This window comes from Burkholderia sp. Tr-20355 (assembly GCF_017104685.1).
GTDB lineage: Bacteria > Pseudomonadota > Gammaproteobacteria > Burkholderiales > Burkholderiaceae > Burkholderia > Burkholderia seminalis.
In genome coordinates this window covers 1-12,413 of the sequence record NZ_JAAGPK010000002.1, presented here as the reverse complement: position 1 = coordinate 12,413, position 12,413 = coordinate 1, and the positions used below count along the sequence as shown (strand labels likewise).

The following is a 12,413-nucleotide window of genomic DNA, read 5'->3' as shown; positions in this document are numbered from 1 at the left end:
GGAGACTCGTCCGACCGCCCCGGCGCCTCGCCGGCCGGTCGAGACGTCAATAGAAAGACATTCAATTCGGAGATGGCAGATGGAACGAAGCACTGTCGGCATGCGCTGCAAACCCCTGATCACCGTTGCACTGGCTGCCGCCGCGTTCGCGGCCGCGTCGACGGCAATGGCCGACCAGGTCGTGAAGATCGGCAGCGTCGAACCGACGACGGGCGGCATCTCGCACCTCGGCAAGGACAACGAGAACGGTGCACGCCTCGCGGTCGAGGAAATCAACGCCAAGGGCCTGACGATCGGCGGCAAGAAGATCACGCTGCAGCTCGACGCGCAGGATGACGCGGCCGACCCGCGGCAGGCCACGCAGGTTGCGCAGAAGCTCGTCGACGACAAGGTCGTCGCCGTCATCGGCCACCTGAACTCGGGTACGTCGATCCCGGCGTCGAAGATCTACAGCGACGCGGGCATCGTGCAGATCTCGCCGTCGGCCACCAACCCGACCTACACGCAGCAAGGCTTCAAGACGACCTACCGCGTCGTCGCGACCGATGCGCAGCAGGGCCCCGCGCTCGCGAGCTACGCGCAGGCGAAGGGGGTGAAGAGCGTCGCGGTGATCGACGATTCGACCGCGTACGGCCAGGGCCTCGCGAACGAGTTCGAGAAGAAGGCGAAGGCGCTCGGCCTGAAGGTGCTGTCGCACGACGCGACCAACGACAAGGCGGTCGACTTCCGCGCGATCCTGACGAAGGTCAAGGGCGAGAATCCCGACGCGATCATGTACGGCGGCATGGACGCGACCGGCGGCCCGCTCGCGAAGCAGGCGAAGCAGCTCGGCCTGCGCGCGAAGATCCTGTCCGGCGACGGCGTATGCACCGACTCGCTGGCCGAACTGGCCGGCCCGGCGGCCGACAACGTGCTGTGCTCGCAGGCCGGCGCGGCGCTCGAGAAGATGCCGGGCGGCGCGGACTTCCTCGCGAAGTACCAGAAGCGCTTCAACCAGGGCATCAAGTTCGATGCGCCGTTCGCGTACGACGCGGTCTACATCGCGGTCGATGCGATGAAGCGCGCGAACTCGACCGACCCCGCCAAGATCCTCGCCGCGATGCCGTCGACGAAGTACAACGGCGTGATCGGCACGACGACGTTCGACGCGAAGGGCGACCTGACGCACGGGATCATCTCGATCTACGGCTACAAGAGCGGCAAGAAGACCTTCCTCGATCAGGTGAAGATGTAACCCGCCGCGGCGCCGGCACGACGGGAACGCCACCCGTCGGCGCCGGCGCCGGGCGGGCCGAATGCCGATTCACGGAGACGAAGCATCATGTGTGCAATGGCGTATGCGGAATTCCAACAGGAGCTGAAGAAAGCGCAGTTGACGGCGCGCGAGTTCGCCCGCCTGATCCGGATGAACGAAAGTTCGATCACGAACTATTCGAGCAAGGGCACCGTCCCGTCCCACCTCGCGGTCATCGCGAAACTGATCGGCACGCTGGCCGCGCACGAGATCGATTTCCGGCGCGTGATCCGGCAGATGCGGATCGAGCCGAAACGCCCGCGCGGCGGCGGCGTGTTTCCCGCGGCGGAAAAGCCGCGCGCGCGAAAGGCCGCGAAAGCCGACGCCTGAACCGCGGCATGCGTCGCATGCGGCAACGCAGAGGGCCGCTCGATGCATCGATCGATGCCCCCTTGCGCGCCGCGCAAACCGCGCCGCCCGATCTCGTTACCCCGCCGCCCGCACGTGATCGAGCAGCGCCTGCAACGGATGGCGCACCTGCTTCGACGACAAGCGCTTCACCTGGCTGCGACATGAATACCCGGTCGCCAGCGCCTCGCCTTCGTCCGCGGGCCCGTCGACGTGCGCCGCCCACGACTGCGCATAGATCGTCCTCGACGTCGCGAGATTGCGCGCCTCGTGCCCGTACGTGCCCGACATCCCGCAGCATCCGGTCGACTCGACCTTCAATCGCAAACCACGCCGCGCGAATACCTGCATCCATTGCTTGCCGCTGTCGGGCGCATTGGTCTTCTCGGTACAGTGCGGCAGCAACCGGTACGAACCGGTCACGCCGCTCGCGCCGGCTTCCGGCAGTGCCTGCAGCAGCCACTCCTGCGGCAGCGCAACTTTCGGTACCTCGGCGAGCCCCGTCACCTTCAGGTATTCCTGCCGATACGTGAGCGTCATCGCCGGATCGAGGCCGACCAGCGATACGCCCGAACGCGCCAGCGCGGCCAATTGCGTCGCATTGCGGATCGCGGCCTTCTCGAACGCGTGCAGAAAGCCCTGCACGTGCAGCGCCTTGCCGTTCGGTGCAAGCGGCGCGAGCCAGACCTGAAAGCCCGTACGCGCCGCCAGCTCGATCAGCGTCGCCAGCTGCTCGGTATCGAAATAGCGCGTGAACGTGTCCTGCACGATGACGACGCTGCGAACGCGCTGCGCGTCGCTCAGCGCGGCAAGCGCGCGCGGGTCGGCCGGCTTCACGCTCCATTGCCGGATCACGGCCGCGAGATCGAAGCGGCTCAGCAGCGGGCTGTCGACCATGCCGACCTGCCGTTCGAGCAGCGTGCGTACCCATCCCGCACGCATCAGCCCGTTGTACAGCGCCGGCACGCGCGCCATCCACGGCATCGTGACTTCGAGCGAGCCGATCAGGTAGTCGCGCAGCGGCCGCAGGTAGCGCTGGTGATACAGCTCGAGAAAGCGCGAACGGAACTCGGGCACGTTGACCTTCACGGGGCACTGCCCCGCGCACGACTTGCACGCGAGGCATCCGGCCATCGCGTCGTACACCTCGTGCGAGAAATCGGCGTCGCCGCCGCGCGCCGCGCGACTGTTGCGCCAGCGGGCGGCCAGGCCGCGCAGGAACGGCTGCCGCGCACGCGCCGCCGCGACGACGTCGATGCCGGCCTGTCCTTGCAGGCGCAACCATTCGCGCATCAGCGACGCGCGCCCCTTCGGCGACTGCACGCGTTCGCGCGTCGCCTTCCACGACGGGCACATCGCGTCGTCCGGATCGAAGTTGTAGCACGCGCCGTTGCCGTTGCAGTGCATCGCGGTGCCGTAGGCCTGCCACACGCGCTCGTCGATCTGCCGGTCGTGGTCGCCGCGCGTCGGCACTTCGTCGATCTTCAGCAGCCGCATCGTATTGTCCGGCGGCGTCGCGATCTTGCCCGGGTTGAACTGGTTGTGCGGATCGAACGCGGCCTTCAGTTGCTGCAGCGACGGATACAGCTCGCCGAAAAACGCCGGCGCGTACTCGGAGCGCACGCCCTTGCCGTGCTCGCCCCACAGCAGGCCGCCATGACGCTGCGTGAGTTCGGCCACTGCGTCCGACACGGGCCGCACCAGCGCGGCCTGCTTCGGGTCCTTCATGTCGAGCGCCGGCCGTACATGCAGCACGCCCGCGTCGACGTGACCGAACATCCCGTACTGCAGCCCGTGGCCGTCGAGCAGCGCGCGGAATTCGGCAATGTACGCGGCGAGGTTCTCGGGCGGCACCGCGGTGTCCTCGACGAACGGCTGCGGACGCGCCTCGCCCTGCACGTTGCCGAGCAAGCCGACCGCGCGCTTGCGCATCGCATACACGCGCTTCACCGCATCGTCGCCGGCCGCGAGCGTATGGCCGAGGCGCTCCACGCTCGTATCGGTGCGCAGATGCTCGACGAACGCACGCACGCGCGCATCGACGTCGTCCGCATCGTCGCCGCTGAATTCGACCAGGTTGATGCCAAGTGTCGGCCGCCGGTCGTCCTGCGGGAAATACTCGGCCACGCCGCTCCACACGAAATCCTTCATCGCGAGCATCAGTACCGTCGAGTCGACGGTCTCGATCGACAACGGCCGGTGCCCGAGCAGCGCGCGCGCGTCGCGCAACGCATCCATGAAGCCTGCATAGCGCACGTTGACCAGCACCGAATACTTCGGGATCGGCAACACGTTGAGCTTCGCCTCGACGACGAAGCCGAGCGAACCCTCCGCGCCGCACAGCACGCTGTTCAAGTTGAAGCGGCCGTCGGGTTCGCGCAGGTGCGCGAGGTCGTAGCCGGTCAGGCAGCGGTTGAGCTTCGGAAACTTCGCGTCGATCCGCGCGGCCTGGTCGTCGCTGATGCGGCGCGCGGTGCGATAGACCTTGCCGATGCGGTCCTGCCTCGCGCAACGGCGCGCCAGCTCGTCGTCGTCGAGCGCATCGCTGTGCAGCCGCTCGCCGCCCATCAGCACGAAATCGAGTGCGAGCACGTGATCGCGCGTCTTGCCGTACGTGCAGCTGCCCTGCCCGCTCGCGTCGGTATTGATCATCCCGCCGACGGTCGCGCGGTTCGACGTCGACAGCTCCGGCGCGAAAAACAGCCCGTGCGGCTTCAGCGCCGCATTGAGCTGATCCTTGACGACGCCCGCCTGCACGCGCACCCAGCGCTGCCCGACGTCGATTTCGAGGATCCGGTTCATGTTGCGCGACAGGTCGACGACGACGCCGTCGGTCAGCGACTGCCCGTTGGTGCCCGTGCCGCCGCCGCGCGCGGCCACCGCGACGTCGCGGTGCGCGGGTTCGGCCAGCAGCCGCGCCAGCAGCCGGACGTCGTCCGCATGCGCGGGGCAGATCACCGCCTGCGGCAGACGCTGGTAGATCGAGTTGTCGGTGGCCTGCACCGTCCGGTTCGCGTGGTCCGCGTGAATCTCCCCGGCGAATCCCGCCGCTTGCAGCGCGGCGAGGAAATCGCGGTAAACGTTCGCGGGCGGGCTGGCGGGACGGGGCAACGGGGCGATCGACATGGGTAAAAACGCAGTGTGGGTGGAGCCGGCCGGCTCGCGCGCACCGAAACATGATTTTTTAGCAAGTTTCCGCGCGACCGGGAATTCCAGTATCTTTGGATATTCCGCGAGAAACAAACGAATTCTGGCCCGGCAAATATTGCATAAAACTCATGAATTACCGTCGCCTGACCCCGTCGATGTCATTGCTGCTCGTGTTCGAGGCCGCCGCGCGGCATGAAAGCTACACGCGCGCGGCCGAGGAGCTGTCGCTGAGCCAGAGCGCGATCAGCCGGCAGGTCCAGACGCTCGAGGACCAGCTCGGCGTGCCGCTGTTCCGGCGCGAAGGCCGCTCGGTGAAGCTGACCGAAGTCGGCCGCCGCTATTTCGCCGAACTGAGCGGCGCGCTCGGGCGCATCCGCGGCGCGACGCTGCAGGCGATGTCGCACCAGGCGGGCGCCGGCACGCTGCGGCTCGCCACCTTGCCGACGTTCGGCTCGAAATGGCTGCTGCCGCACCTGCACGACTTCTACGCCGCGCATCCGGGCGTGACCGTGCATCTCCATTCACGGATCGGCACGATCGATTTCCTCAACGACGACCTCGACGCGGCCATCACCGTCGGCGCGGGCGACTGGCCCGGCCTGCACGCGCACCGGTTGTACAACGAGTTCCTGATCGCGATCGCGCCGCCCGAGGCGGGCCGCGGCCGCAAGGCCGATGCGCGCACGCCGGCATGGGCCGCGAAGCAGACGCTGCTGGGCGTGACGAGCAACCAGCAGGCATGGGCCGAATGGTTCTCGCACTATCGGCTCGACCATCGCCAGATGCGTATCGGCCCGAGCTTCGAGCTGACGTCCCACCTCATCCAGGCGGTGCGCGCTGGAATGGGGATCGGACTGGTGCCGAAGGTACTGGTGGAGGATGAATTGAGCCGCGGCGAACTCGTGTCGATCGGCGACGCGATCACGAGCCAGCGCAGCTACTACCTCGTCTATCCGCCCGGCAACGAGACGCTGCCGTCGCTCGCCGCGTTCCGTGAATGGCTGCTGGCGTCGTGCTGACGCGCGGCCGGCCGCCGGCCGGTCAGGTGCGCCATTCGCCGAGAATCTGCTCGGCCAGGTAATCGCACGGCGGGCGCGCCGACTGCGCGCTGCGCGCGAGCACGACCTCGATCTCGCCCAGCGGCGGCAGCCCGTGGCTTTTCGAAAGCTGCACGAGGTGATCCGGAATGCAGCAGCGCGCCAGCGGCGCGACCGCGAGCCCGGCCTCCACCATGCTCAGTATCCCGAGGTGGCTCGGGCTTTCGTACGACATCCGGTACGGGATCTTCCGCCGGTTCAGCGCCTTGACCGCGTGATCGCGCGCCATGCTGCCGCCGTGCGTGAAAAACGCCACCGGCAGCGGCCGCTCCTTCCACACGTCGCGTTTCGGCGACCCGACCCAGACGAGCGGCTCCATCCGGATCAGCTCGCCGGTCACGCCCTTGATCCGCGTGAGACACGCGAGATCGACCGTGTTGTCCTTGAGCATCGGCACGAGCGCGCTGCTCGGCTGGCCGATCACGCGCACTTCGACGCGCGGATGCATCGCGGCGAATTTGCCGAGCACCTGCGGCAGCAGCGACGAAATGTAGTCGTCCGGCACGCCGATCGTCACGCGGCCGCGGATCTCCGGGCGCACCACCGACGCCCATGCCTCGTCGCGCAGCGCGAGCATCCGGCGGCCGTAGTCGGCGAGCATCGTGCCGTCGTCGGTGGCCGTCACGTTGCGCGTGTCGCGGATGAACAGCGGCTTGCCGAGCGCGTCTTCCAGCGCCTTGATCTGCATGCTCACCGCCGACGGCGACCGGTGCACGGCCTGCGCGCCCTGCGCGAACGAGCCGGTTTCGGCGACGGCCACCACCATCGCGAGTACGTCGAGGTCGAGCTTTTTCATGTCGATTCAGGAAATCTGATCAATCGATTCAGTTTATCCCGTTTTACTGCTCTCCTCCACGGCCGGACAATGAATCCCGTCAGCACTCCCTCGATGCAGGAAGCGGAAAAATGCACACGTCCGGATCGCTCTACGGATTTCTCGCCATCGGCGGCATGCTCGCGGTCACGCCCGGGCCGAACATGGTCTACGTGATGTCGCGCTCGATCGCGCAAGGCCGCACGGCCGGACTCATTTCGCTGGCTGGCGTGATGATCGGCTACCTGTTCTACATGTTCGGCGCGGCATTCGGCATCACGACGCTGTTCATGAGCGTACCCTATGCGGGCAGCGTGCTGGGCGCGGTCGGGGCGGTCTACCTGCTGTATCTGGCATGGCAGGCGGTCCGGCCCGGCGGCCGCTCGCCGTTCGAGGTGCAGGCGTTGCCGAACGAGCAGCCGATGCGCCTGCTCGCGATGGGTGCGACGACGAGCGTGCTGAACCCGAAACTCGCGATGCTGTTCGTGTCGCTGCTGCCGCAGTTCATCGACTACCGGCAGGGCAGCGTGTTCGGCCAGTCGCTGTTTCTCGGCTCGCTGCTGATCGCCGCGTTCGCATCGGCCAACGGGCTGGTGGCGATCTGCTCGAGCGGCATCGCGAAATTCCTGCGCGGGCGCCCGACGCTGCTGCTCGCGCAGCGCTGGGCGATGGGGCTCGTGCTTGGCGGCCTCGGTGTGCAGATGGTCCGGGAGGCATCGAGGATGGCGGGCGTCGCGTGAAAGCGGCGCGCCGGTAACGGCATCCGTCTGCCGACGCATGGGTGACGCCACACAGCAAACACCGGCGCGCGCGGCGTCACTTCGTCAGCAGGACGGTCTCCGGTTCACGCGAGCGTTGCGGAAACCGCACGCGCAGCGAACGGCAGCTTCCGTTCGCTGTCGCGCAACGGCACATGTGCCGCGAGCCGCGCCGCGACGCGGTGCGCGACCTCGATCGCTTCCGCATCGGTACCGATGAATCGATCGACGGATCCCCCAGGCATCCGTCGCCCCCCTGTTTCGCTATACCAAGCGTCAGATCGGATCGGCCCGCGACAGCCGGCGCGTCACGCCGCGATCGCCTGCCGCTGCGCCTCGAGTTCGCGCACGAGCGGCAGCACCTTCTTGCCGAAGTACTCGACTTCCTCGATGAAATGCAGGAACCCGGCCAGCACCAGATCGACGCCGATCGCCTTCAACGCGACAATGCGCTCCGCGATCTGCCGCGGCGTGCCGATCAGGTTCGTGCGGAAGCCGTCGTTGTACTGCACGAGATCCTCGAACGTCGATTTCGCCCAGTTGCCCTCGCCTTCGGGCGACGCCTTGCCGGCCTCCTTCACCGCATCGCCGAACGCATTGACCGCCTCGACGTGCGCGTGCGCAATGATGTCGTCGAGCACGGCCTTCGCCTCTTCCTCGGTGTCCCGCGCGATCACGAACGCATTGACGCCGATCCGCACGCGATGGTTGTTCGCGGCGGCCTTCGCACGGATATCGTCGATCTGCGCCTTGAGGTTCTCCGGCGTGTTGCCGTTGGTGAAATACCAGTCCGACACGCTCGCCGCGTTGTCGCGCGCCGCCCGCGAGCTGCCGCCCTGGAAGATTTCCGGGTGCGGCTTCTGCACCGGCTTCGGGCTCAGCGTGTAATCGTTGAAGCGGTAGAAGTCGCCCTTGAACGTGAAGTTGTCCTGGGTCCAGATGCCCTTGAGCGCCTGGATGAATTCCTTCGAACGCCGATAGCGTTCGTCGTGCTCGAGCCACGGCTCGCCGATCGCGGTGAATTCGCCCTTGAACCAGCCGCTCACGACGTTGATCGCGATGCGCCCGTTCGAAATGTGGTCGATCGTCGCGAGCTGCTTCGCGACCACCGCCGGATGCCACGGCCCCGGCAGGATCGCGGCGAGCACCTTGAGCTTCGTCGTCGCATGCAGCAGCGCCTGGCTGAACGACACCGACTCGTGCTGGTATTCGGCGCCGTAGCCGGCCGTGAAGCGGATCTGGCTCAGCGCGTAGTCGAAGCCGGCCGCCTCGGCCGTGCGCGCGAGTTTCTGGTTGTATTCAAGGCTCCAGTCGGTACGCTGCTCGATCGTGCTGACGACGAGGCCGCCGCTGACGTTCGGCACCCAGTACGCGAATTTGACGCCGTCGGCGGAAGGGTCGTGAAGGCTCATGGAGGTGTCCTGGTCGAAGGGGAAACGGAAGCGGCCTACGCGGCCGCGGCGGAGAATGCGTGCGCACGCAACTGCGGTACCGCGCGATCCACGGCGAGCGCGATGCGCTCGCGCAGCGCCGGGTTCGCGATCCGGTACGCGTCGAAATCGCTTTCGGACGCGTACACGCCGACCGGCAGCGTGCGCGCCTGGAAGAAGCTGAACAGCGGCCGCAGTTGATGGTCGATCACGAGCGCATGACGTTCGCTGCCGCCGGTGGCCGCGAGCAGCACGGGCACGTCGACGAGCGCGTCATGGCGCACGAGGTCGAACAGGTGCTTGAACAGGCCCGTATACGACGCGCGATAGACCGGGCTCGCGACGACGAGCGCATCGGCCGTCTCGATCGCGCGGATCAGTGCCTCGAGATCGGCCGGCACCTGCGCGCGCGTCAGCGCACCGGCCAGCCGGCTGCCGATCTCGCCGAGTTCGATCAGTCGCGGCTCGATCGGCAGCGCGGCGCCGAGTGCCGCGACGATCTCGTTGGTCAGCGCCAGCGTACGCGACGGTCGTTGCAGGCTGCCCGATATCGCGACCACGTTGAGGGTGTTGCTCATGCGATGCGTTCCTGTTGTCGAGCCGCGTATCGATGCGGCGATACCGCTTCGGGTCAGCAAGGAGCGTGCCATTCGGGCGGCCGGGTCGCGGCGCGATCGTCTGCATCGCGAAGTTTCGTGCGTTCGTCCGCCTGGCACGGGATTCGCACAAATGCGCGAGCGCGGCAAGCGTTCCGCCGCGCGTATCACATCGATATTCCACGACGTGATGAACCGGGCGAAGCGACCGTGCTGGCGAACTGCTGCCCAGGAAGCAGCGCAGCGCGCGATGGCATCGAATTCGACGCCCCGGCGTCGGGGCAACCCCGCTCGCCCGCACCATTGCAGGTTTCTCAGCAATCGCGCTTTGGTTATCAGAAATCGATGCTTTTCGCGCGCGGCGAAACATTGAACACTCTGCTGACCACGCAGCAGCCGGACCCCGGCGCTTGTCGGCACGGGTCCGTCTCGCCCGGCCATCCAACGGTTCATCGCCATGACTTCCATTTCCGCTTCGTCGCGCCCGCTCAACCTTCGTGTCGTCGTCCCGTCCCGCGACGCATCCGACACGCGCGATCCGGCCGGTCTGCCCGCTGCGGCACGCACCGCCTCCGTCCTGACGTTGCCCGGACGCCCGGCACAGGTCCGCGCGCGGACGCAGGTGTTTGCCGATCCACGCTCGCTCGCGCTGCTCGAGGAGGTGCACCGTGTCGCACCGAGCGACGCGAACGTGCTGATCGTCGGCGAGACGGGCACCGGCAAGGAACTGATCGCGCGTCACGTGCACGATCTCGGCAATCGCCGCGACGGGCCGTTTGTCGCGGTGAATTGCGGCGCCTTCTCCGAAACGCTCGTCGACAGCGAACTGTTCGGCCATGAGAAAGGCGCATTTACGGGCGCCGTCGGCGCCAAGCCCGGCTGGTTCGAAGCCGCGCACGGCGGCACGCTGTTTCTCGACGAGATCGGCGACCTGCCGCTGTCGATGCAGGTCAAGCTGCTGCGCGTGCTGCAGGAGCGCGAGGTCGTGCGGCTCGGCTCGCGCACGGGCATTCCGGTCGACGTGCGCGTGGTCGCGGCGACCAACGTCGATCTGCAGCAGGCGGTGGCGGCCGGGCATTTCCGCGGCGACCTGTACTACCGGCTCAACGTCGTGCAGCTTGCGGTGCCGCCGCTGCGCGAGCGTCCGGGCGACATCCTGCCGCTCGCGCGTCACTTCTTCGACGACTACCGCGCGCGCCTCGGTGCCGGACCGCGCGGTTTCGACCCGCGCGCCGAGCGCCGGCTCGTATCGCATCACTGGCCCGGCAATATCCGCGAACTGGAGAACGCGATCCATCACGCGCTGCTCGTGTGCCGCCATGATGTGCTGCACGACACCGACCTGCACCTTGCGTCGCCGTGCGTGCCACCGGCCGCCGTGCCTGCCCCGGAACCGTCCGCCCATGCTCAGGCTGCGTTCGAGCACGCGTTGCGCGACCTGCTCGACGACGGACACGGCAACCTGTTCGAGCATATCGAGGACACCGTGATGCGCGTCGCGTTCGACTTCAGCCACCGCAACCAGATCCGGGCCGCGCAACTGCTCGGCATCAGCCGCAACGTGCTGCGCGCGCGGCTGATCCGTGCGAAGGAAATTGCGGCGCTGAAATAATCTCGCCCAACGGCGCGATCGCGCCGCAATCCGTGCATTGACGTCCGAACCTGATGTATCGTGGCGCGACGCTCGTGCTTCGTTGCCGCTCGCGCAGCCGGTCATCCGTCATGCGACCGGCTGCCCCCGGCGACCGGGCACCCGCACGATTCTCCGCAATACGAAGCCGACCGACGCCCATGCAGGCCCGGCCGCGCCCCCGTTCACCCGTCCGGAATCCGTCGCCATGAAAAAGCTTGTGAATCGTCCGTCCGATGTCGTGCGAGAAATGCTGGAAGGCATCGCGCGGCAATCGCCGCATCTCGCGATCCTCGGCGACGAGCACGTGCTCGTCCGCCAGCCGCTGCCCGAACCGTCTCGACGCCCCGTCGCGATCCTGTCCGGCGGCGGCAGCGGCCACGAGCCCGCGCACGGTGGCTACGTCGGCGAAGGGATGCTGAGCGCGGCCGTGTGCGGCGAAGTATTCACGTCGCCGTCCACCGACGCCGTGCTTGCCGCGATCCGCGCGAGCGCCGGCCCCAACGGCGCGCTGCTGATCGTGAAGAACTACACCGGCGACCGGCTCAATTTCGGGCTCGCCGCCGAGCTTGCGCGCGCGGAAGGCATTCCGGTCGAGACGGTCGTCGTCGCCGACGACGTATCGCTGCGCGGCCGTGTCGACCGTGGCCAGCGGCGCGGGATCGCCGGCACCGTGCTGATCCACAAGCTCGCCGGCGCGGCCGCCGCGCGCGGGCTGCCGCTTGCCCGTGTTGCAGCCATCGCGCGCGACGCGGCGGCCGAGCTCGGCACGATGGGCGTCGCGTTCGACGGCTGCACGATCCCGGGCGCCGACAAATCGGGCTTCAGCCTCGGCGATCAGGAGATCGAGCTCGGCCTCGGCATTCACGGCGAGAAAGGCGTCGAACGTCGCGCGCCGCTGCCGGCCGACGCGCTGGTCGACACGCTGCTGTCGAGCATCGCCGCCGATCTCGTGCTCGACCGCGGCGAACGCGTCGCGCTGTTCGTCAACGGTCTCGGCGCGACGCCGGACATGGAGCTCGCGATCGTGCTGCGTGCCGCGTACGACAACCTGACCCGGCGCGGCATCGTCGTCGCGCGCGCGTGGGCCGGCACATTCCTGTCCGCGCTGAACATGCCCGGCTGCTCGATCTCGGTGCTGCGGCTGAACGACGAACGCGCATCGCTGCTCGACGCACCGACGCAGGCGCGCGCCTGGCCGGGCGGCGGCGCCGTGAATGCACAGATCCGCGTAGCCGCGGCCGCGTCGCCGGACGCACCACTGCCGCCGCTCGACGCGGCCGGCCGCGCCTGGGC

General features: G+C 67.8%; 11 protein-coding genes. 6 read left to right on the top strand and 5 right to left on the bottom strand.

What is annotated here, in order from left to right; genetic code table 11:
* Window positions 1-79: 79 nt before the first annotated feature.
* Window positions 80-1,234: a branched-chain amino acid ABC transporter substrate-binding protein gene (locus G3N62_RS00740; protein ID WP_034192003.1), complete on the top strand. Its 1,155-nt coding sequence runs from the start codon at window positions 80-82 to the stop codon at window positions 1,232-1,234.
* Window positions 1,235-1,321: 87 nt separating this feature from the next.
* A complete protein-coding gene (locus G3N62_RS00735; RefSeq protein ID WP_059562243.1) occupies window positions 1,322-1,624 on the top strand; it encodes a hypothetical protein in 303 nt (100 codons plus the stop codon).
* Window positions 1,625-1,720: 96 nt separating this feature from the next.
* Here the strand turns inward: G3N62_RS00735 and G3N62_RS00730 are convergent, their stop codons facing one another.
* Window positions 1,721-4,768: an FAD-binding and (Fe-S)-binding domain-containing protein gene (locus tag G3N62_RS00730; protein ID WP_124671215.1), complete on the bottom strand. Its 3,048-nt coding sequence runs from the start codon at window positions 4,766-4,768 to the stop codon at window positions 1,721-1,723.
* A 152-nt stretch (window positions 4,769-4,920) separates the two neighbouring features.
* Between G3N62_RS00730 and G3N62_RS00725 the strand changes: the two genes are divergently transcribed.
* Window positions 4,921-5,811 (top strand): LysR substrate-binding domain-containing protein, encoded by an 891-nt coding sequence (locus G3N62_RS00725; RefSeq protein ID WP_034192006.1) that lies wholly within the window; start codon window positions 4,921-4,923, stop codon window positions 5,809-5,811.
* A 22-nt stretch (window positions 5,812-5,833) separates the two neighbouring features.
* On the opposite strand, the gene G3N62_RS00720 is transcribed toward G3N62_RS00725, so the two are convergent.
* Window positions 5,834-6,685 (bottom strand): LysR substrate-binding domain-containing protein, encoded by an 852-nt coding sequence (locus tag G3N62_RS00720; RefSeq protein WP_124671214.1) that lies wholly within the window; start codon window positions 6,683-6,685, stop codon window positions 5,834-5,836.
* Window positions 6,686-6,795: 110 nt separating this feature from the next.
* On the opposite strand from G3N62_RS00720, the gene G3N62_RS00715 reads away from it, so the two are divergent.
* On the top strand, window positions 6,796-7,443 hold the full coding sequence (locus G3N62_RS00715) for a LysE family translocator (RefSeq protein WP_124671213.1): 648 nt from the start codon (window positions 6,796-6,798) through the stop codon (window positions 7,441-7,443).
* Between the two features lie 104 nt (window positions 7,444-7,547).
* Here the strand turns inward: G3N62_RS00715 and G3N62_RS00710 are convergent, their stop codons facing one another.
* From G3N62_RS00710 to msuE, 3 genes are all read right to left on the bottom strand, one after another.
* The gene (locus tag G3N62_RS00710) at window positions 7,548-7,706 is read right to left on the bottom strand and encodes a hypothetical protein (RefSeq protein ID WP_185733138.1); all 159 of its coding nucleotides are present in this window, start codon (window positions 7,704-7,706) and stop codon (window positions 7,548-7,550) included.
* 63 nt (window positions 7,707-7,769) lie between these two features.
* On the bottom strand, window positions 7,770-8,873 hold the full coding sequence (gene sfnG / locus G3N62_RS00705; protein ID WP_069245780.1) for a dimethylsulfone monooxygenase SfnG: 1,104 nt from the start codon (window positions 8,871-8,873) through the stop codon (window positions 7,770-7,772).
* Between the two features lie 35 nt (window positions 8,874-8,908).
* Complete coding sequence (gene msuE, locus G3N62_RS00700) at window positions 8,909-9,469, bottom strand: FMN reductase (RefSeq protein WP_034191738.1); 561 nt, start codon at window positions 9,467-9,469, stop codon at window positions 8,909-8,911.
* A gap of 475 nt (window positions 9,470-9,944) precedes the next feature.
* Between msuE and G3N62_RS00695 the strand changes: the two genes are divergently transcribed.
* Both G3N62_RS00695 and G3N62_RS00690 read left to right on the top strand, forming a co-directional pair.
* A complete protein-coding gene (locus G3N62_RS00695) occupies window positions 9,945-11,099 on the top strand; it encodes a sigma 54-interacting transcriptional regulator (protein WP_080288021.1) in 1,155 nt (384 codons plus the stop codon).
* 226 nt (window positions 11,100-11,325) lie between these two features.
* Window positions 11,326-12,413: dihydroxyacetone kinase family protein (locus G3N62_RS00690; protein ID WP_206141125.1), on the top strand; the 1,088-nt coding region annotated here is incomplete at its 3' end.